We start from the raw sequence: 19789 nt of genomic DNA, 5'->3' as shown, positions 1-19789 counted from the left end.
CATGAGGAGCTGGCGCAATCTTGCTCCGCTCCTCTCCTTGCTCACGCTGGGTGCCGCGCAGCCGCAGGCAGCCCTGAACCTGCCGGAAATCGACTTCGTGCGCGTCCACAAGGCGGCGCGCACTATCGATCTTTATACGCGCGGGCAGTTGGTCCACGTGATCGAGCATATCCAGCTCGGCGGTGCGCCGTCCGGCCCCAAACACTTCGAGGGCGATGAGCGGACGCCCGAGGGGCTCTACGAGATCGACTGGAGCAATCCGGAAAGCAGTTACTACCTGTCGTTGCATATCTCTTATCCCAATGCGGCAGATATGGCTTATGCTGCGGCCCAGGGCCGTTCGGCGGGTGGAATGATCATGATCCATGGTCAGCCCAATGCGCTTCCGGTGGGGCGTATCCCGGGCGACTGGACTGACGGCTGCATCGCCGTTTCCAATGAAGAGATGGATGCGTTGTGGGAATCGGTGCCGGACGGGACGCCGATTGAACTGTTGCCGTGAAGCCCTGGCCGCCAGGCATTGGTTAATCGGCCGGTATTGATCATGGCGCTATTATTGATTGTCAAACAAAGGGTTACGGAATAATCTTCACGTCAGAATCATGGGCCGGATATTCCGATTGCCCGTCAATATCGGTGATCCCCAATTGTGGGTGCCGCAAGACGGACGAGTTGCCGAATGAATTTACTCATTGCCGAATCTGACGAATCCGCCCGCCTCGCGGCGGTTCACAAGCTCGAGGTTCTCGATACCGAGCCCGAAGAGCCGTTTGAAAACGTCGTTTCGCTGGTGCGGACCGTGCTGCGGGTCCCGATCGCGATCGTGACATTGGTCGATGCCGACCGCCAGTGGTTCAAGGCCCGCCGGGGCCTCGATGCAGTCGAGACCGCGCGCGATATTTCGTTCTGCACCCACGCGATCGAACAGAGTGAGCCTTATCTTGTACAGGATGCAGCGGTTCATCCGCTGTTTGCGCAGAATCCTCTGGTCACCGGCCATCCCGGCATTCGCAGCTACGCGGGCATCCCGCTGCAGACGGCTGAAGGCTACAACGTCGGCACTTTATGTGCGATCGATCTGGAGCCGCGCACGTTCTCGGATGCGGAAGTAGCGATCCTGTCGAATTTCGCACGGATCGTGGTCAAGGAACTCGAACTGCGGCGGATCGCACAGCGTGACCAACTGACGGGCATTCTGACCCGTCGCGGCTTTATCGAAATGGCCGAGCAGGAAATCGCGCGATTCCGGCGCTATGGTCGCCCGTGCTCGCTGCTGCTGATTGACGTCGACCATTTCAAGCAGGTCAAAATGACACGTATGGCCATCTGGCGGGCGATGCGGTGTTGAAGGCTTTGGCGGAGATCCTGATGGGGACCTGCCGGCCGATCGACATTTCCGGAAGGCTGGGCGGTGAGGAATTCGCCATGCTGATGCCGGAGACAGAGGCTGCCGATGCCTTCTGGGCCGCCGAACGGTTCAGACAGGCGGTGGAGGCCGAAAGCATCGCCTTGCCGGACGGCAAGACGTTGCAAGTCACGGCCAGTTTCGGCATCGCACCGTTGAGCGAGGCTACCGCGTCGGTCGAGGCTTGGCTGGCGGCAGCGGATGAGCCGCTCTATGCTGCCAAGCGCGGCGGGCGCAACCGCTGCGTTGCCAGCGGTTAGATCGCCATCGCCAATTTTCGGACAGGTCAGTCGAAACGGAACCCGGACAGCGCGGTTTCCATGACCACTTCATTGTAAACCCGCTGACCCGCCAGTTCGCTGGTACCGGCCGTCACCATGAGCGGTAGAAGGTGTTCTTCGCGCGGATGCGAAAGGCGTCCCGACGGCGCTTCGGCCCATTGTGCGAGAGCCGCTGCACGAGCGGCGGCATCCTGTTCAACGCCAGCTGTCAGCCAGTGGTCGAATTCCCGAGACACGGGCGTGAAGCGGGGATCTCCATAACCGCGCATGTTGTGGAAGCTCATGCCCGAGCCGATGATGAGAACCCCTTCGTCGCGAAGCGGTTCGAGCGCCTTGCCCGCAGCGATGTGCAGCGCGGGATCGAGCGAACGGTCGAGCGACATTTCCACAACCGGAACATCGGCATCGGGCCACGCCACCATCAGCGGAATGAAGACGCCATGGTCGTAGCCGCGGCCGGGATCGACATGGGCACTCAGTCCGGCCTCAGTCAGCAGGTTTGCTGCGCGCGCGGCAAGGTCCGGGGCACCGGGCGCCGGGAACTTAAGTTCATAAGTGTGCGGCGGGAAGTTGTAGTAATCGAAGATCAGATCTGGCGTGGCGGCCCCGGTAAATGCGAAGCCGTCGGTCTCCCAGTGACCTGAAGCGATAAGGATCGCGCGTGGTGGTTCGGGCAGTCTCTGCGGCAGTTCGCGGAGGAATTCGGCCATGCCGGTCCAAGTGCCGCGCGGATCGTCCATAAAGAAGCAGGGGCCACCCCCGTGAGGGATGAAGAAACTGGGCATGCGGGTCATGTGCGGGACCCTTCTGGTGAGTTGGGCAGATCAGGGAAACCCCTGCGATCAGAAATCGACGGCGATGCCCTTGCGCACCCAGTCGCCGTAGCGGGTGGGAGAAAGGCCATCGGGATCGGCCTGTTCCTTTGCGGCCTGCGGCTTGGGTGCCGGGTCATTGGTCCAGTGGGCCGGCTTCTTGAACTCTTCAGGACGTTTGGTGGCGCGCTGTGTCATGAACCGCATGTGGGGTGGCTGGCGGCAAAACGCAATCCGCTATAGGGGCAGGTCATGGATATTCCCGGACTTCCCGCGCGCCGTGCGGCGCTGAACCTCATCGATGCCGTGCTGCGGCGGGGCGAAACGCTCGATCAGGCGGCAGGCGCCGCGTTGGCGCGGGTGAGGGGCGATGCCGACCGGGCGCTGGCGCGTGCGATCGCCGGGGAAGTCCTGCGCTGGAAGGTGGACCTCGACGTGCTGATCGACAGCGCCACCCGCCAGCGCCTGCCCGACGATGCCAAGCCGCGCGCGGTGCTGGAGCTGATGCTGGCGCAGGTGCTGCGGCTGGAAACGCCGGCCCATGCCGTGATCGCAACCGGACTGCCGCTGCTGGCCGGCGGGCCGAGACGGCTGGCCCATGGTGTGTTTTCGACACTGCTGAAGGGCGAGGTGGCACTGCCCGGAGTGCCGACGCTGCCAGATGCCGTCCATGCGCGCTGGGGCGTCAGGGCCGATGCCATTGCTGCCGGTCTTGCCGTGCCGCCGCCACTCGATCTGGCCTTGCGCGATCCGGCGCAGACCGGGGATTGGGCGCAGAAGCTGGGCGGCATTTCGCTGATGCCCGGTCACGTCCGCCTGCCGCGCGGGACGGCCGTTGAAAAGCTCGAGGGCTTCCGTGAAGGAGCTTGGTGGGTACAGGACCTTGCCGCGAGCCTGCCCGCGCGGCTGCTGGGCAGTGGGGAGGGGCGTCGCGTGCTCGATTTGTGCGCTGCGCCGGGCGGAAAGACGCTGCAACTCGCCGCCGCGGGCTGGGAAGTCACCGCGCTCGATATCAGCAAACGGCGGCTTGAGCGGCTGCGCGAAAACCTCCAACGCACCGGCCTTTCGGCTGAGGTTGTGCAAGCCGATGCTCTGGCGTGGGAGCCGCTGCTGCCGTTCGACGCGGTGCTGCTCGACGCACCGTGTACCGCAACCGGTACCTGCCGCCGCCATCCGGACGTGCTTCACCGCATCGGTCCGCGCCAGATCGGGGAGATGGTTGACCTGCAGGCAGCGCTGATTGCGCGGGCCAGCGATTGGCTCAAATCCGGCGGCACGCTGGTCTATGCTGTCTGTTCGCTGGAGCCCGAAGAAGGCGAGGCGCAGGCCCGCAAGGTCACGCTCCAGCCAGTGCCGGTGTCGCCTGCCGAATTGCCGGAAGGGCTGCAGGTCACTGCTGAAGGCTGGCTGCGAACCGACCCAGGTATGCTGGCAGACGCAGGCGGGCTGGACGGGTTCTTCGTGGCGCGCTGGCAGGCGTGATGCTTTAGGGAGTGAAAGCGAAAAACCACGCGAATATCCCTATAAAGCTGTCCGGAGCAGCCGTTCTTCATGGCTGTAAAGGAACCTCTCATGTCCATTTCCGCCGTCGGATCGAGCAACGACCTCTCCACGATGCTGCGCACCAGCGGCCTGTCGGCGGAGAAGATCGCGGTTGTCCAGAAGGACGTCGAGGACCTTCAGAACAGCAGTCCTTCGATTTCGGCATCGGCAGCACAATCGCTCGACAGCGAATCGTTCCGCAAGGCGCTGGAATCGCGAATTGACAGCGATGTCCAGTCGGGGAAGCTGAGCGCAGAGGACGGCGATGCCGTGAAGCAGGCGCTGGGCCTCAACGGCACGGAATCGGCCGATGGCAGTGGTGACTCAGATTCTGATTCCGCCGATGCCGCGACAACGGCTGCTGCGGGCCGTTCCGCGCGTGCGGGCGGCCCTCACGGCGGCGGAGGAGGTAGCGGCAGTGCGGAAAAGACCGAGGTCTCCCGCACCGAAACCGTCTCCAAAGGTGTGAAGACGACCGTGATCCTCTACGATGACGGCTCGACCGAAACGCAGACCGCCTTCACCTCCGATCCCGACACGAAACCGTTGAACGACACCGTTCCCTCGTCCGTCGAGGCGGCGCAGGCCTATGGGCAGGGCGCTGATGCCTGGCGCAAGTCGATCGAGCCAGGCACGTTGTTCGATGTGAAGGCGTAACCGTCAGGCCTTCACTTTGGTCTGAAAGCTCTTGCGCAGCTTCATCAGCTTGGGCGGGATGACCGCGAGGCAGTAGGGATTGCGCTGACCTTCGCCTTCCCAGTATTCCTGGTGATAGTCCTCTGCCGGATACCACGGCGCCGGTCCTTCGATGGCCGTCACCACCTTACCGCCATGTTCCCCGTTCGAGCGGGCGATGGCCGCCTCCGCCTCCGCACGCTGGGCATCGTCGAGCGGGAAGATCGCCGAACGGTACTGCGTGCCCACATCGTTGCCCTGGCGGTTGAGCTGCGTCGGATCATGCGTTCCCAAGAACACGTCCAGGATCTCGGCATAGGAAATCGCATGCGGATCATATGTGAGCTTGATCGCCTCTGCATGGCCGGTCGCGCCCGAGCAGACCTGCTTGTAGGTCGGGTTTTCCACCGAACCGCCGATATAGCCGCTTTCGACCTCGCTTACGCCGATCACGTCGCGGAACACTGCTTCGGTGCACCAGAAGCATCCGCCTGCCACGATTGCCGTTTCCATGTTGGGTCCTGTCCTTCAGTCCGGGGGGATTGGTCGCCAGCTAGATAGGGACGGTACAGTCGCTTGTCATTGCTGCGGGCCGGGCTAGGTTCCCTTGGTCGCGAATGAATCGCAACCACGAATGCGGAGACTCCCCGATGCGCCGTCCTATGCTTGCCGCCTCTGCCCTGTTCGTCCTTGCCGGTATCCCGCTTGGTGTGCACGCTGCCGCGGAAAACAAGGCGGCGGTTTCCTGCGATGGCTGCGAGGCCGCACTGGGGCAGGTGTTTGCCAGTCCGCTGCGCAAGGATGACCGCGCGAGAGACGTTTATCGCCATCCTTCCGAGACGCTGGCTTTCCTCGGCGTGCGTCCGGACATGAAGGTTGGTGAGTTCGCACCGGGCGGCGAGTGGTACTCGCGGCTGCTGGGCCTCTATCTGGGGGAAAAGGGCAATCTCGTCGGGCTCTATGCCGATCCCGTCACACTGCGCATGACCCCCGAAGCTGCAGCCCGCACGCGCAAGGCGGCCGAAGGATACCCGGCCGACGTTGCCAGCTTCACCGGCCTCCCGGCCGACCGATTCGCAGCCTACACTCTCGATGCCGTGCCAGAGGCGGAGAAGGGCACGTTCGATCACGTCCTGATCGTCCGGATGCTGCACAACATGATGCGCTCCAGCGTGGCGGACAGCGACATCAAGGGCATGCGCGACCTGCTCAAGCCCGGCGGCTTGCTCGGCATCGTGCAGCACCGGGCCAAGGCTGACGCGCCGTTCGAATACGCCAACGGCGCCAATGGCTACTTGCGCGAGGAAGACGTCATCAAGTTCGTCGAGGCGAACGGATTCGAGCTCGTGGCTACGTCCGAGATCAATGCCAACCCGAACGACAGCGCTAACTGGCCCGGCGGTGTCTGGACTCTGCCACCGACGCTCGCGCTGAAGGATACCGACAGGGCAAAATACCAGGCCATCGGCGAAAGTGACCGCATGACGCTTCTGTTCCGCAAGCGTCCCTGATAGAGGGCGGCGCATGACCGGGATCACTGTCGCCGCCCTCCAGCTTGCCCTTGGTTCCGCCGATGAGGCGGAGAACATCGCCGCCGTCTCGGCGCTGGTCGAGGAGGCCGCAGGGAAGGGCGCGCAGATCATCCTGCCGCCTGAACTGTTCTCAGGCCCCTACTTCTGCAAGACGGAGGAAGAGGAGCTTTTTGCGCTGGCGCGTCCCACCGCCGCGCACCCATCGGTGATCGCGATGCAGGCGCTGGCGGCGAAGCTGGGCGTGGCGATCCCCACCAGCTTCTTCGAGCGCGATGGGCATCACTACTACAATACCCTCGCGATGATCGGTCCGGATGGCCAGATCATGGGTACTTACCGCAAGAGCCACATCCCCGACGGGCCGGGCTATGAGGAGAAGTACTACTTCCGCCCCGGCAATGACGGGTTCAAGGTCTGGGATATCTTCGGCACCCGCATCGGCGTCGGGATCTGCTGGGACCAGTGGTATCCCGAATGCGCGCGGGTGATGGCACTGACGGGGGCGGAACTGCTGTTCTATCCCACCGCTATCGGCTCCGAGCCCTATGATGCGGAACTCGACACCAGCCGCATGTGGCGCCGGGCGATGCTTGGGCATGCCGTGTCGAACTGCATGCCGGTGATTGCCGCCAACCGTATCGGCATCGAGTCCGAGACCGGCAGCGAACAGGCGTTCTACGGCCATTCCTTCATCACCGATGAATGGGGCGACTTCCTCGCCGAATTCGGTAAGGACGAGACCGGGGCGCTGGTTGCAACGATCGACCTTGCCCGCGCTGCCAAGCACCGTGCCGGCATGGGCTTCTTCCGCGACCGCCGCCCGCAGCTCTATACCCGCATCGCACAGGACATCTGAGCGGCATGGGCAGACACCGTTATCTGATCGCGCTGGGCTCCAACATGCGCCACCCTCACCACGGTGCCCCGCGCGCAGTGATCGATGCGGCGATCAAGGCACTAGATCACGGCAAGTCCAAGGTCCTGGCCGCATCGCAGGTTATCGAGACTGCGCCGCTCGGCCCATCGCGTCGCCGCTACGCTAATGCCGCCGTCCTTTTGCGCAGCAAGCGTGATCCGGATGAGTTGCTCCACAAGTTGCAGAAGATCGAACGCAAGTTTGGCCGCAGGCGCAGCGGGCAAGCCTGGCGCGCGCGCGTGCTAGACCTCGATATCGTGCTGTGGAACGGCGGCGCGTGGGTGGGCGGCGAAGGCGAGACCAGCCTCGTGATCCCGCACCCGGCGTTTCGCGAGCGCTCCTTCGTGCTGCGCCCGGCGACCGAGATCGCGGCCGGTTGGCGCGATCCGCTGACCGGATTGAGCGTGAGGGAGCTATCAGCCCGCTTGACCAAGCCGCGCCCGGCCCTTAGGGGACCCGTTCCGTAGCCAAAGTGCGGCAGTGGGCCCGTAGCTCAGTAGGTAGAGCAGCTGACTTTTAATCAGCGGGTCACAGGTTCGAATCCTGTCGGGCTCACCACATATTGCGGCACTTGGCGGCGTTCGTGCGTCCGTTACGAAGGGTGCGCTTCCGCGTTCGCTTCTCCGGCCGTCTCGTCTCCCGCCGCCTGCGCCATAGACCGCTTGCAGTCGCGCTGTTGGGTCCAGACGGCCATGAACAGCGCGGCGATCACCGGGCCTATCACAAAGCCGTTGAGGCCGAACAACTCAAGGCCCGCCAGCGTGGCGATCAGCACAACGAAGTCCGGCATCCGGGTGTCGCGGCCGACGAGGATCGGGCGCAGCACGTTGTCGACCATGCCGATGATGAACACGCCGCAGAACACGAGGATGGCTGCCTTGCCCATCGCTCCGGTGGCGAAGAGGTAGATGGCGGTTGGGACCCAGATGATGCCGGTGCCGACGGCGGGCAGGAGCGAGAAGAAGCCCATCATCACCCCCCAGATCAGCGCGCCCTCGATCCCCAGAGCAGAGAAAATGATGCCGCCGAGCAGCCCTTGCACCACGGCGACGACCACGGTGCCGCGCATGGTTGCGCGCACGACCAGCAGGAAGTGCTGGATCAGCGAATCGCGGGTTTCATGGTGCAACGGCAAGGCATCGCGTACGAGATTCCCGTAGTGGTCTCCGTCGCGCAGCAGGAAGAAGCTGAGGTAGAGCATGACGCCCAGCCCGGCGATGAAACTCAGCGCGCCCTGGCCGACCGTCAGCAGCCGTCCGGCGATGCCCTGCAGGCTGCTGGTGATGCTAGAACCGAATTCGTTGCGCATCCGGGTAAAGTCGGAAAGGCCATATTGCGCGATAAAGCGCTTCACGCTGGAAGGCAGCGCCGCGTGCAGGTCGTGGATCATCTTGCCGACGTTGATCTCGCCGCTGCTGATCTGGTTGTAGAGGCTGGTTGCCTCGTTCACCAAACTGATGCCGAGCAGGATTGTGGGCACCACGAACACCGCCACCAGCCCCAGCAGCACGATCGATGTGGCAAGGTTGGCGCGGCCGCCCAACCGGCGTGACAGGCGGGCCGTCATCGGCTGGAACATGATTGCGGCGATCACCCCCCACAGCACTGCGCCGAAATAGGGCGCGAGCAGGAAGGCGAAGGCGACGGTGATCACGACGACGAGGGTGATGAACCCGCCGTCCTCGAATTCGAAAGTGTTGCGCTGGCGCGGTGGTTCCATGGGCGTGCTTTAGCACGTTTTCCTGCTTTGCCAGCCATCTGCGTTGACAGAGCCGAGGGACAGGGTGGAATTTTTCGCCGAACCGGGCAAGACATGCGCCATCCCCCCATTTGCAGGAGTGCGACGTTTGTCCTCTATCAGAATTGACCGCTTCGCTGCGATCATGCTGGCATCATGCACGCTGGTTCCCGCGCCGCTCGCCCTTGCGGCCGACAGCGCAGCCGACGCGGACGGGCCGCAGCGGGCGTTTACCCCCGCGGACCTGTTCAAGCTCGACGGCGTGACTGGCCCGGAGATTTCGCCTGACGGATCGCACATCGCCTATGTCCGTTCCAGCGGCGACATCATGACCGACAAGGACGTGCCGTCGATCTGGCTGGTTGATGCCGTCTCGGGAGAACAGCGCCCACTGGTCACAGGGCCTGGCGCACATTTCTCGCCGCGCTGGTCTCCGGACGGCAAGCGGCTGGCCTATGTGTCGAGCGATGGCACCGGCTCCCCGCAGCTCCATGTGCTATGGTTGGCGAGTGGCGCGGTCGTGAAGATTACCGCACTGCCCGACAGTCCCGGCGCCATCGCGTGGTCTCCGGACGGCCGCCAGATCGCCTATACCATGCGCGTCCCTGGCGAGCCGATGAAGCTGGGATCGCAGCCTGCTGACCGGCCGGAAGGTGCCAAGTGGGCGGAGCCGCTGCAGGTGATCGACCGCGTGACCTACCGCTTCGACGGGGCAGGCTATCTGCCAGCCGGGTTCGACCACATCTTCGTCGTCTCGGCCGATGGCGGCGCGCCGCGGCAGGTGACGTTCGGCCAGTTCGACGATGGCGGTCCGCTGTCGTGGACGCCGGACGGGAAGCGGATCGTGTTTACCGCCAACCGCCACGAGAACTGGCAGCGCGACATCAACAATTTCGAAGTCTACAGCCTCGATCTGGCGAGCGGGGCGGTGACGGCGCTCACCACCCGGCAGGGACCGGACGGCGCGGCGCGGCTTTCGCCTGACGGCAAGCACATCGCTTATACCGGCTATGACGACGTCAACCGCTCCTATGAGAACAACGACCTCTACGTGATGAATGCGGACGGCAGTGGCGTGCGGCTGCTGACGCCGAAGCTCGATCGGTCGATCGATGCGCTCGAATGGGCGGGCAATGGCGCGATCTACGTTCAGTACGACGACCAGGCCCGTACCAAGATCGCGCGCGTCGGGCTCGACGGTTCGATGAAGACCGTGGCCGAGGGCTTGTCGCCAGGCGCGCATTTCGACCGGCCCTACACCGGCGGCGCGTTCAGCGTATCGGCCGCAGGGAAGGTGGCGTATACGGCCGGCAGCGCCAGCGAACCGGCCGACCTGTGGGTGACGGGCGGGGGCGGGGGCAAGCGCCTGACCGACCTCAATGGCACCTGGATCGATGCCAAGGCGATGGCGCCGGTGCGCAAGCTGCAGGTGACCGCGCCGGACGGCCGCGCGATTGATGCCTGGCTGGTGACGCCTCCGGGCCTCCGGCCGGGGCAGAAGGCGCCGCTGATCCTCGAGATTCACGGCGGCCCGAACACGGCCTATGCGCCGGTATTCTCGACCGATTACCAGCTTTATGCCGCTCACGGCTATGCGGTGCTCTACACCAATCCGCGCGGCAGCACTTCCTATGGAGAGGAATTCGCGAACCTGATCGACCGGGCCTATCCGGGCACCGACTACGACGATCTGATGGCCGCCGTCGATGCGGTCATCGCCGATGGTGTGGCCGACCCGGACAACCTTTTCGTCACCGGCGGCTCGGGTGGTGGCGTGCTGACGGCGTGGATCGTCGGCAAGACTGATCGCTTCAAGGCTGCAGCGTCGCAGAAGCCGGTGATCAACTGGATCAGCGAGGCGCTGACGATGGATTCAACGCCGTTCACCTCGCGTTACTGGTTCGACAAGAAGCCCTGGGAAGATCCCATGAGCTACTGGAAGCGCTCGCCACTCAGTCTCGTCGGCAATGTGAAGACGCCAACGCTCGTAGTGGTCGGGGCCGAGGACTACCGCACGCCCGACAGCGAGTCCGAGCAGTACTATGCCGCGCTGCAGATCCGCGGCGTGCCGACGGCGATGGTCAAGGTGCCCGGTGCCAGCCACGGCGGCATCGCCGCGCGGCCTTCACAGTCGGCGGCCAAGGCTTCGGCTATCCTTGCGTGGTTCGACAAGTACCGGACCGATGCGAAGAAGGACGCGCCGCTGGTTAGCGACTAACCGCGGCGGCGGGCGGGGGCGCGGCCTGAAGGGGCACCCCCGTCACCGCAGGGATCAGTCTTCGGCCGGCTTGCTCTGCAGCTGGCAGTAGTTCTGGATGCCCATGCGTTCGATCATGTCGAACTGCTTTTCGAGGAAGTCGACATGCTCTTCCTCGCTTTCGAGGATGCGTTCGAAGATCTCGCGGCTCACGAAGTCGCGCACGGCCTCGCAATGGGCGATGGCTTCCTTGAGCAGCGGGATCGCGTCGTGCTCGAGCGCGAGGTCGGCCTTGAGGATTTCCTCGACGCCTTCGCCCACGCGCAGCTTGCCGAGTGCCTGAAAGTTGGGAAGGCCTTCAAGGAACAGAATGCGGTCCGCCAGCGTGTCCGCATGCTTCATCTCGTCGATCGATTCGTGGCGCTCGTACTCGGCGAGCTTCTTGATCCCCCAGTTGTCCAGCATACGGTAATGCAGCCAGTACTGGTTGATCGCGGTCAGCTCATTGAGCAGGGCCTTGTTGAGAAAATCGATGACTTGCGGGTCGCCTTGCATGGTGAGCAACTCCTTTGGCTGAGGAGGGCATAATATGCGGCCTCAGGGAAATGAGTACAAGGCTGACGTGGCGCAGAATTACTGTTGCGCCGCGGATTATTGCGATGTTTCCCCGCTCGGGGGCGGTGTGCCGTTCAGGCTGCGACCGAAAGGCTGGCGCTGCTTGCCATGGTCTCTTCCGAAATGATGTCTTCCGCCTCTTCCAGGCACTGGCAGCATTGCGGCGTATGGCCAAGGGCGGCGTAGACCGACTCGGCGCTACCCCCGCAGCAGCGGGCCGCGGTGCGCAGGTCCTTTTCGCGAATGGCGTTGCAGATACAAACGTACATGGGCGAATCCTCTTCGGTCCCCACTATACGCAAATGAGAATGGATCGCAATACTTTTGCGAATGATTATCAAATTCGGTTTTTCAGTATCTTGCGCTCGACCAGCGATCGCCACAGCCACTCGAGCGGGCCGCGGCGGTAGCGGCTCAGCCATGGCTTGCTCCAGCCGAGCATCAGGGCGCAACCGCCGAGGACGAAGAGGAGCTGTTTTGCAGGGCCGATCGACCCGAAAAGGCCGATTCCCCAGCCGTAGAATGCGAAAGTCATGACGAGGCTGGTCAGGATATAGTTGCTGAACGCCATTCGCCCCGCCGCGATCAGGCGTTGTCCTAACGCCGTTGGAGCCAGTTGCGGTGTGACCATGACCAGCAGTGCTGCATAGCCACAGCCGCATAGCAGGTGCGGCATGGCGAGCCCCCATACCAGTGCGGCGTGCATCGCTACGGGAGGAAAGTGCCGTGGCCAGGCCCAGCCGAGGAACATTGCGGTCAGTGCCAGCCCGGCGGCAGTGCAGGTCACACCGACCACCTTCAGTCGTGAACGTGCCATCGTTCCTGTGAACAGACCGCGCCGGTAGAGCACCATGCCGATTAGCATCAGGGGCAAAGTCTCGGAGAAATTGCCCGAGACCATCTGGACCTGCCAGAACGGGCGCTGTTCCAGCTTTACCGCGATCAGGCCAAGGAAGCCCAGGTGGCTTTCGCTCAGTTCCTGCGCAGCCCAGCTGCGCACCGGCTGGAGCCATTCGGCAAGCAGATGGATTTGTGCCGCCGTGGCTGCGCCCTGGCGCAAGGCGGTCTCGGCCGAGATCGTGGCTGCCGATTCGAACAGGCCCCACAAGTGCCATGCGTAGTAGAGCCCCAGCGCGATGATCAACAGCAGGCGGTCGTTGAGTGGCCGCAGCAGCAGCGCGGCGAGGCCGCAGATGGCGTAGAGAAAGAGAATATCGCCCCACCACAGCAGCAGGTAGTGCAGCGCGCCGAGCGCCATCAGCCAGAACAGCCGGCGCACCTGCAGCACATCCCCGTCGCGCCCGGCCGCTTCAGTGCGCTCCCAGAACAGGACCAGACCAGCCCCGAACAGCAGCGAGAACAGCGCTCGCATCTTGCCTTCGAAAAACAGGAACGAAAAGGCGAAGGCAGTCTCGTCTGCGGGGCCCACCGGATGAGGCAGGTTGGGTGAGGTGCTGGAGGCCATTGGACCGGCGAACGCGGCAATGTTGATCGTCAGGATGCCGAGCACGGCTACGCCGCGGATCAGGTCGAGCACCGGCAGCCGCTGCGATGTGGCAGGAGAGGTGGCCGCGTCGGTAGGCGCCTCAGGCAAGGATAGCGCCCGGTGTCAGTCCTGCACGGCGAGACAGGTGAAACCGCCCGCCGTCAGACGTGAACACGCCGCATCGGCTTCGGCCTTGGTGGCGAAGCCGCCGGCCTGCAGCTTGGTCAGCCTGCCAGCGGGAACCAGCAGCTTGCCGTGACCGGACAGTTCGGGGCGGCTTTTCACTTTCGCCCAGAGCGCATTGGCATTTCCGGGGACGCCAAAAGCGCCCAGTTGCGCGCGCCATGGCCCGGAGGCCGCAGGCGCCGACGGGACCGCGACAGATCTTGGCGGGGCAACTGCCGCAGCCGGGCGGGCAGGCACCGCGGGCGAAGCGGGGGCGGGGCCGCTGGCCACCTGTGCAGGGGGCGATTGAGGGCGGGCGTAGTCGGCTCCCGCTGTTGCCGGGCTGTCGCTTCCGGCAAGGCGCGCCGCGTCGGCAATTGCCATGTCCGGCGAGGAGGCACGGTGCACGCTGGCAGCAGGAGGTACGGCATCGGCCATGGGAGGAAGCATCGCCTCGCCTGCGACAGGAGCCCCGCCGAGTTCGGTGGAGGTGGCCAGACGCTCGCGCGTGGCTTCAGCGTCGGCGGCGATCTGGGTGGAGAGAATGACGCTTTTTTGGCGATCTGCCAGGGGAATGAACGAGTCCATCTGTGCCAGCGCGCGTGTCGCCTGCGGCAATCCCGCCTGTTGGGCGAGACTGACGAGTGCATAGGCGCGCACCCAGTCCTTTTCTACCAGATCGCCGTTGAAGTGCGCCACGCCCAGAATGTACTGTGCACGGGGATCACCGTGCGCCGCCGATGCCTTGAGATAGGGCAGGGCCTTTTCACGTTCGCCGTCCTGAAACAGCAGCAAGCCAAAGATGTCTGCGGCCTGCACATGTCCTTGTGCGGCGGCCTTGCCATAAAGCTCCTTGGCTTTTTCCAGGTTCGTCGGCACACCCCGGCCTAGCTTGTAGGCCTGGGCCAGGTTGAACTGGGCGTCGGCATCGCCGCGCTTGGCTAGCGGCATCCATTCTTTCACGGCCCTGCTGTAGTCGCCGGCCGTCCAGGCATCGACACCGGCCTTGACGTCAGCCCAGGCACTGGCGGCCGGTAGTCCGGCACCGATGGCCGCGAGACTGCCAAAACAGAAAAGCGACAGAAATTTCTTCGCGTCGATCATTGCGTGCTTGTGCCCCGGAACTAACGGAATGGTAAGCGGGAATGGGTGGTGTGCGCCAGTTACAACGCTGCAGCACTACGAAGTCAGGCCATAACCCTTGTTACGGGAAATGGTGAACAAGGCCTTATCGAGGCGATCAAGAGGCACAAATTTGGCCGGTTTTTCCGTTTTTTCGTCTCTTCCTGCGCTTAACTTAAAATTAGGAACGATCTGAGAATTTCTGGCGAAGAGGGCCTTACCGGCCTGATGCGTTTCTATTCTTGGGGGTCTTGGTTTGCGCGTACTAGCATTGGCATCGCAGAAGGGCGGATCGGGCAAGACGACCCTGTCAGGCCATCTCGCCGTTCAGGCGCAGCGCGCCGGCGCTGGCCCGGTCGTTCTCATCGACATCGACCCGCAGGGTTCGCTTGCGGACTGGTGGAACGAGCGCGAAGCGGAACTGCCCGCTTTCGCTCAAACCACAGTAGCGCGGCTCGCCAACGATCTGCAGGTCCTGCGTCAGCAGGGCTTCAAGCTGGCGGTGATCGATACCCCGCCGGCGATCACCATGGCCATCCAGAGCGTGATCTCGGTTGCCGAACTCATCGTCATTCCCACCCGGCCCAGCCCGCACGACCTGCGCGCCGTCGGTGCTACGGTTGATCTGTGCGAACGCTCGGGCAAGCCACTGCTGTTCGTGGTCAACGCGGCCACGCCCAAGGCGCGCATCACCGCCGAAGCGGCCGTCGCGCTTTCGCAGCACGGCACAGTGGCGCCGGTCACGCTGCACCAGCGCACTGATTTTGCCGCGTCGATGATCGACGGACGTACGGTGATGGAAGTCGATCCCAACGGCCGTTCCTCGCAAGAAGTCACCGCGCTGTGGAACTACATCGCTGATCGTCTCGAGCGGAATTTCCGCCGAACGGTCTTCACGGTTCCGGGCAGCGGCCAGCCTCATGTTCTGCAAAATGCAGCGCGGCCGGTCGGCGGCTTCGGCCGCCGTGTGGCCGGATCCTGAGGCGGCGCGCGATGAGCGAACACCAAGCCTTCGCCTCGCTTACGCCGAGGCTGCTGGCCCGCAAGGGCGGTGCCAAGCCCGCCATGCGCCGGCAGGACGCTATCAAGCTGGTCACCGGGGCCGGGTCCGCTCCCCCTGAGGATCTGGGCTGGAACGATTGGGGTCACGGCAACGAACGGCCGCGTGAATCGGTTCCGGTTGCGGCACCTGTTGCTGTTCCTGCACCGGTTCAGGAAGCTGCCCCGTCAGCGGCCGCACCGGGCGGCGAGGTGCCAGAAGTCCTGCGCCAGATCGAGCAGATTGCCTGGCGCATCAATCAGTCCTTTCCGCCGCCGCAGCCTTCAGCACCCGAAGGCCGCCGTGCGGCTTTTACGCTCCGGCTCGATGCCGAGCGCCATTTTCGCCTCAAGATGGCGGCTGTCGTGCTCAACCGCAGTGCGCAGGTTCTCGTAACCGAGGCACTCGACAAATACCTGTCCGAAATTCCTGAAGTCGCACAGCTTCAGGGGTCTGGTGGCACGGGACGCTGATGTGACAGGCTCGAAAGAGATCCGGGGGGAAACAGTTTCGATGCAACGCTCCAACACCCACACCCGCACTGCCGGCTTCGCGGTTTGTACCGCGATGGCCGCCGCGCTGCTCGTCGGCTGCTCCGGGCATGCTCCGCTTGCCAGCTCCGGTGCCCCAGCCGCTTCGGGCGAGAGCGCAGGAAGCGAAACGGACAAGGCAATTGCCGCCGCGGAAAAGCGCGTCGCCAAGTCGCCGCGCGATGCTTCCGATCGCGTTGCTCTGGCGCAGGCCTATCTGGCCGCGGGGCGTTTCGAATCGGCCGCGACCACCTTCGAAGATGCAGTCAGCCTGGGTGAGGACAGCCCGCGCATCGGCCTTGGTCTTGCGCTGGCCTATGCCGGTTCGGGCCGCGATGCCGAAGCGCTGACGACGCTGACGCGCTGGCGCAACGAAATTCCGGCGAGCGATCTTGGCCTTGCCCTCGCCCTCGCCGGCCGTCCGGAGCAGGCCGTGGGCCTGTTGTCCGACGCGCTGCGCAGTGGCGACGATACGCCCAAGACCCGCCAGAACCTCGCCTATGCCTACGCGCTGGGCGGGCACTGGACCCAGGCGCGGATCATCGCCTCGCAGGACGTTCCGGCTGATCAGCTGGATGCTCGTCTGCAGGATTGGTCGCGCCGCGCCCGTCCCGAACAGTTTCAGGCCCGCGTGGCGGGCCTGCTCGGTGCTCCCGTGCGCGCCGACGCCGGTCAGCCCGCCGCGCTGGCGCTGAACGCGCCGCAGGCTGATGGGCAGGATAAGGCGCGCATGGCCCTGGCACAGCCTGCCGCGCCGCAGCCGGTTCCCGCTGCGGAACTGCCGCCGGTCGTCGCTGCCCCCCCTGAAACGGCTGCCCCGGCGGGCAATGAACCGGGCACGTTCGCTGCCGCGTTCGCGCCGCCAGTACAGTCGGGTCCGGCTCCGCTGGCAACCAGCGCTGCTCCCGCGGCGCCGAAGTCCGCAAGTACCAAGTTCGTCTCGCAGCCCATGGTGCAGCCGCTCGGCACTGAGCGCAGCGCCTATGTCGCTGGGGGCACGCATCTGGTGCAGCTGGGCTCGTTCCGTACGCTGGAAGGCGCCGAGCGCGCCTGGGGCATTTTCGTGGCCCGCAATCCGGCGCTCAAGGATCACACGATGCGTATCACCGAGGCCGAAGTGCGCGGGCAGCGCTTCTTCCGCGTGGCTGCGGAAGGGTTTGACCGCGGCGGCGCCCGGACGCTGTGTTCCACTGTTCGTGATCGCGGTCATGGCTGCTTCGCCTATGCCAGCACACGCACCTTGCCGGGTGCGCTGCCCGACAAGGTGCAATCACCCGCGAAGCTGGCAAGCCTTTAGAGTTTCAACACACCCATGTGAACCTTGCAGGGCCTCCGTCTTTCGGGACGGGGGCCTTTTTTTCCGTCAGGCAGCGCGGATCTTTTTGGTGCGCACGGTGACGCCGCCCTTGAACAGCGCGAGCACGCGGCCCTGAACGGGTTGCTTGTCGAAGGGCGTGTTGCCCGCGCTCGCCGCCATCTTGTCCGAATTGACGATCCATGGCCGGTCGGGATCGACCACGGCAATGTCCGCTTCTGCGCCCACCGCCAGCCGCCCGGCATCGGCGCCAAGCAGGCGGGCCGGATTAGCGGCGAGCAGATCGAAGGCGCGGCCCATCGAGATGACTCCGTCGCGAACCAGATTGAGCGTGAGCGGCAGGAGCGTTTCGGCGCCGGCCATGCCGGGGGCCGAGTCGGCGAAGGGCAGGCGCTTGTCTTCGGGCCCGCGTGGATCGTGGCCGGAAGCAATGACGTCGATCGTGCCGTCCGACACGGCGACGATGACGGCCTTGCGGTCATCTTCCGGCCGCAGCGGCGGCGAGAGGTGGGCAAAGGTGCGGAACTGCGCAACGGCGAGGTCCGAGAGCATGAAGTAGGCGGGCGAGACGCCTGCCGTCACTTTCAGTCCACGTGCCTTGGCTGCGCGGACGAGGTCGAGTCCGGCGGCGGTCGTCACATTGCGGAAGTGGATCGCGGCGCCAGCGAGTTCGGCAAGCGCGATGTCGCGGGATATCGCCAGGGCTTCGGCCTGTGCCGGGGCACTCGGTAGACCCAGTCGGGTGGCCATCTCGCCCGAAGTCGCGACGGCCTTGCCGACGATTCCGGCATCCTCGGCGTGGACGATCACGACAAGGCCGAGCATTGCGGTGTAGTGCAGCAGTCGCAGCATCGTTCCCGAATCGCCGATCCAGCGGCGACCCGTGGCGACGGCGCGGGCACCCGCAGCGCGCATGAGGGCGATCTCGGCGAGTGCTTCGCCCTTCAGTTCGCGCGTGGCACCGGCCAGCGGGTGGACCCAGAAGTCCGGCTTGCCCGACTGCGCCGCAAACCGCACGCGCGAAGGGATGTCGAGCGGGGTGTTCTGGTCCGGCATCAGCGCAGCGCGGGTGATGCCGCCGAAGTGGAACGCGGGCTTGTCGATCTCGAACACGCCCAGGTCTACGAGGCCGGGGGTCACCAGCTTGCCTGCGGCCTCGAACACGAGATCGCCGGGCTGCGGCGTCACATCAGGCCCCAGGGCGCTGATGAAGCCACCTTCGCAACGGACCGCGCCGGGCACGATCTCGCCATCGGGAAGCAGGAGGCGGCCATTCGTGACCGTCAGTGGTGCGTGGAAGCTCATGCCCAGCCCTCCACCTTGCGGCCCCGGCGGGTCAGCACGTCCAGGCAGGCCATGCGGATGGCAACGCCCATTTCCACCTGCGTGGTGATCTGAGAGCGGCCGGCAAGGTCTGCCACATCGCTTTCGATCTCGATGCCCCGGTTCATCGGGCCGGGGTGCATGATCAGCGCATCGGGTTCGGCCTTGGCAAGGCGTTCCATCGAAAGGCCGTAGAGGTGCCGGTATTCGCGCGGGGAGGGGATGAACTGCCCTTCCATGCGCTCCATCTGCAGGCGCAGCATCATCACCACGTCGGCGCCTTTGAGCGCTGCGTCGAAATCGTGGAAGACCTGTACGTTCATCCGCTCGATATCCGCGGGCATCAACGCGGGCGGCGCGCAGACGCGCACTTCGGCGCCCAGCGAGTTGAGGCACAGGATGTTAGAGCGGGCGACGCGGCTGTGCAGGATGTCGCCGCAGATGGTGACGCGCAGTCCGTTGAAACCGCGCTTGGCGTGGCGGATGGTGAGGGCATCGAGCAGGGCCTGCGTAGGGTGTTCGTGCTGGCCGTCACCTGCGTTGAGCACCGGGCAATCCACCTTGTCCGCGATTAGCTGCACCGCGCCCGAACTGGCATGGCGGATAACGATGGCATCGGCGCGCATGGCGTTGAGCGTCATGGCCGTGTCGATCAGCGTTTCGCCCTTTTTCACGCTCGATGTGGCCACCGCCATGTTGACGACGTCGGCACCGAGGCGCTTGCCCGCGATCTCGAAGCTGAGCAGCGTGCGCGTGGAATTCTCGAAGAAGGCGTTGATGATCGTAAGGCCCGAGAGAACCTCACGGTGCTTCTTCGCCTCGCGGTTCAGCGCGACCCACTGTTCCGCCTCGTCGAGCAGGAACCAGATCTCGTGCGGGGCAAGGCCCCCGATGCCTACGAGGCCGCGGTGCGGGAAGGCGGCGGCGCCTTCCGGATAGGTATATTCTGGCGATGTCATTGAAGATGATGCCTTAGGCGCGGTGGAGCATCGGCTCAAGCCTGTTCGTCGGGGTTTCCAACGCGAATTTTCGCAGCAGCCATGCAGCCATCGGCACATCGACGCACTATCATGGCACATTCGAGCAATAAACGTGC

Annotated in this window: 22 protein-coding genes and 1 tRNA gene; 13 read left to right on the top strand and 10 right to left on the bottom strand. The window is 64.5% G+C overall.

Annotated features, from left to right (window positions below; genetic code table 11):
- Position 1 precedes the first annotated feature (1 nt).
- The 3 genes from MTR64_RS01935 to MTR64_RS21440 all read left to right on the top strand — a co-directional run bounded on the left by MTR64_RS01935 (position 2) and on the right by MTR64_RS21440 (position 1665).
- Positions 2-502: a L,D-transpeptidase family protein gene (locus MTR64_RS01935; RefSeq protein ID WP_243990173.1), complete on the top strand. Its 501-nt coding sequence runs from the start codon at positions 2-4 to the stop codon at positions 500-502.
- Positions 503-679: 177 nt separating this feature from the next.
- Positions 680-1348, top strand: coding sequence for a GAF domain-containing protein (locus MTR64_RS01930; RefSeq protein ID WP_327194236.1), 669 nt, complete (start codon positions 680-682; stop codon positions 1346-1348).
- On the top strand, positions 1342-1665 hold the full coding sequence (locus tag MTR64_RS21440; RefSeq protein WP_327194235.1) for a GGDEF domain-containing protein: 324 nt from the start codon (positions 1342-1344) through the stop codon (positions 1663-1665). The genes MTR64_RS01930 and MTR64_RS21440 overlap by 7 nt, the downstream gene beginning before the upstream one ends.
- A gap of 26 nt (positions 1666-1691) precedes the next feature.
- Here MTR64_RS21440 and MTR64_RS01925 read toward each other — a convergent pair whose 3' ends face one another.
- Both MTR64_RS01925 and MTR64_RS01920 read right to left on the bottom strand, forming a co-directional pair.
- Positions 1692-2480 carry a DODA-type extradiol aromatic ring-opening family dioxygenase gene (locus tag MTR64_RS01925; RefSeq protein ID WP_243990172.1) on the bottom strand — a complete coding sequence of 263 codons (789 nt, stop codon included), beginning with the start codon at positions 2478-2480 and terminating at the stop codon, positions 1692-1694.
- A gap of 48 nt (positions 2481-2528) precedes the next feature.
- Entirely contained in the window at positions 2529-2696 is a 168-nt protein-coding gene (locus tag MTR64_RS01920; protein WP_243990171.1) for a DUF1674 domain-containing protein, read from the bottom strand.
- 54 nt (positions 2697-2750) lie between these two features.
- Between MTR64_RS01920 and MTR64_RS01915 the strand changes: the two genes are divergently transcribed.
- Both MTR64_RS01915 and MTR64_RS01910 read left to right on the top strand, forming a co-directional pair.
- Positions 2751-3980: an RsmB/NOP family class I SAM-dependent RNA methyltransferase gene (locus MTR64_RS01915; protein WP_243990168.1), complete on the top strand. Its 1230-nt coding sequence runs from the start codon at positions 2751-2753 to the stop codon at positions 3978-3980.
- 90 nt (positions 3981-4070) lie between these two features.
- Positions 4071-4697: a hypothetical protein gene (locus MTR64_RS01910; protein WP_243990167.1), complete on the top strand. Its 627-nt coding sequence runs from the start codon at positions 4071-4073 to the stop codon at positions 4695-4697.
- 3 nt (positions 4698-4700) lie between these two features.
- Here the strand turns inward: MTR64_RS01910 and msrA are convergent, their stop codons facing one another.
- A complete protein-coding gene (msrA, locus tag MTR64_RS01905; RefSeq protein ID WP_243990166.1) occupies positions 4701-5228 on the bottom strand; it encodes a peptide-methionine (S)-S-oxide reductase MsrA in 528 nt (175 codons plus the stop codon).
- 137 nt (positions 5229-5365) lie between these two features.
- Here msrA and MTR64_RS01900 point away from each other — a divergent pair, with 137 nt between their 5' ends.
- The 4 genes from MTR64_RS01900 (at position 5366) to MTR64_RS01885 (ending at position 7721) form a co-directional block, all read left to right on the top strand.
- Positions 5366-6226 (top strand): class I SAM-dependent methyltransferase, encoded by an 861-nt coding sequence (locus tag MTR64_RS01900; protein ID WP_243990165.1) that lies wholly within the window; start codon positions 5366-5368, stop codon positions 6224-6226.
- Between the two features lie 13 nt (positions 6227-6239).
- Complete coding sequence (aguB, locus tag MTR64_RS01895) at positions 6240-7103, top strand: N-carbamoylputrescine amidase (protein ID WP_243990164.1); 864 nt, start codon at positions 6240-6242, stop codon at positions 7101-7103.
- A gap of 5 nt (positions 7104-7108) precedes the next feature.
- Entirely contained in the window at positions 7109-7630 is a 522-nt protein-coding gene (folK, locus tag MTR64_RS01890) for a 2-amino-4-hydroxy-6-hydroxymethyldihydropteridine diphosphokinase (protein WP_243990163.1), read from the top strand.
- A gap of 15 nt (positions 7631-7645) precedes the next feature.
- A tRNA-Lys gene (locus MTR64_RS01885) sits at positions 7646-7721 on the top strand.
- Between the two features lie 34 nt (positions 7722-7755).
- Here MTR64_RS01885 and MTR64_RS01880 read toward each other — a convergent pair.
- The gene (locus tag MTR64_RS01880; protein WP_243990162.1) at positions 7756-8883 is read right to left on the bottom strand and encodes an AI-2E family transporter; all 1128 of its coding nucleotides are present in this window, start codon (positions 8881-8883) and stop codon (positions 7756-7758) included.
- A gap of 163 nt (positions 8884-9046) precedes the next feature.
- On the opposite strand from MTR64_RS01880, the gene MTR64_RS01875 reads away from it, so the two are divergent.
- Positions 9047-11119: an alpha/beta hydrolase family protein gene (locus tag MTR64_RS01875; protein ID WP_243990263.1), complete on the top strand. Its 2073-nt coding sequence runs from the start codon at positions 9047-9049 to the stop codon at positions 11117-11119.
- Between the two features lie 54 nt (positions 11120-11173).
- On the opposite strand, the gene bfr is transcribed toward MTR64_RS01875, so the two are convergent.
- From bfr to MTR64_RS01855, 4 genes are all read right to left on the bottom strand, one after another.
- Positions 11174-11653, bottom strand: coding sequence for a bacterioferritin (gene bfr, locus MTR64_RS01870; RefSeq protein WP_243990160.1), 480 nt, complete (start codon positions 11651-11653; stop codon positions 11174-11176).
- A gap of 134 nt (positions 11654-11787) precedes the next feature.
- Complete coding sequence (locus tag MTR64_RS01865) at positions 11788-11982, bottom strand: (2Fe-2S)-binding protein (RefSeq protein ID WP_243990158.1); 195 nt, start codon at positions 11980-11982, stop codon at positions 11788-11790.
- Positions 11983-12050: 68 nt separating this feature from the next.
- Positions 12051-13307, bottom strand: a complete 1257-nt coding sequence (locus MTR64_RS01860) for a DUF418 domain-containing protein (protein ID WP_243990156.1) — start codon at positions 13305-13307, stop codon at positions 12051-12053.
- 15 nt (positions 13308-13322) lie between these two features.
- Positions 13323-14468 (bottom strand): SPOR domain-containing protein, encoded by a 1146-nt coding sequence (locus tag MTR64_RS01855; protein WP_243990154.1) that lies wholly within the window; start codon positions 14466-14468, stop codon positions 13323-13325.
- Positions 14469-14742: 274 nt separating this feature from the next.
- On the opposite strand from MTR64_RS01855, the gene MTR64_RS01850 reads away from it, so the two are divergent.
- The 3 genes from MTR64_RS01850 to MTR64_RS01840 are packed head-to-tail and all read left to right on the top strand — an operon-like array spanning position 14743 to position 17352.
- The gene (locus MTR64_RS01850) at positions 14743-15468 is read left to right on the top strand and encodes a ParA family protein (protein ID WP_243990153.1); all 726 of its coding nucleotides are present in this window, start codon (positions 14743-14745) and stop codon (positions 15466-15468) included.
- Positions 15469-15479: 11 nt separating this feature from the next.
- Complete coding sequence (locus MTR64_RS01845; protein ID WP_243990152.1) at positions 15480-15998, top strand: hypothetical protein; 519 nt, start codon at positions 15480-15482, stop codon at positions 15996-15998.
- 40 nt (positions 15999-16038) lie between these two features.
- The gene (locus tag MTR64_RS01840) at positions 16039-17352 is read left to right on the top strand and encodes a tetratricopeptide repeat protein (RefSeq protein WP_243990151.1); all 1314 of its coding nucleotides are present in this window, start codon (positions 16039-16041) and stop codon (positions 17350-17352) included.
- Positions 17353-17418: 66 nt separating this feature from the next.
- Here MTR64_RS01840 and MTR64_RS01835 read toward each other — a convergent pair whose 3' ends face one another.
- Positions 17419-18675 (bottom strand): dihydroorotase, encoded by a 1257-nt coding sequence (locus tag MTR64_RS01835; RefSeq protein WP_243990150.1) that lies wholly within the window; start codon positions 18673-18675, stop codon positions 17419-17421.
- The gene (locus MTR64_RS01830) at positions 18672-19652 is read right to left on the bottom strand and encodes an aspartate carbamoyltransferase catalytic subunit (protein ID WP_243990149.1); all 981 of its coding nucleotides are present in this window, start codon (positions 19650-19652) and stop codon (positions 18672-18674) included. Before MTR64_RS01830 ends, MTR64_RS01835 begins: the two co-directional genes overlap by 4 nt.
- Positions 19653-19789 lie beyond the last annotated feature (137 nt).

The organism is Novosphingobium album (ex Hu et al. 2023) (genome assembly GCF_022832385.1).
GTDB classification, from domain to species: Bacteria; Pseudomonadota; Alphaproteobacteria; order Sphingomonadales; family Sphingomonadaceae; genus Novosphingobium; species Novosphingobium album.
Note: the sequence above shows the minus strand (reverse complement) of the source record. Positions and strands in the feature narration are given on the sequence as shown.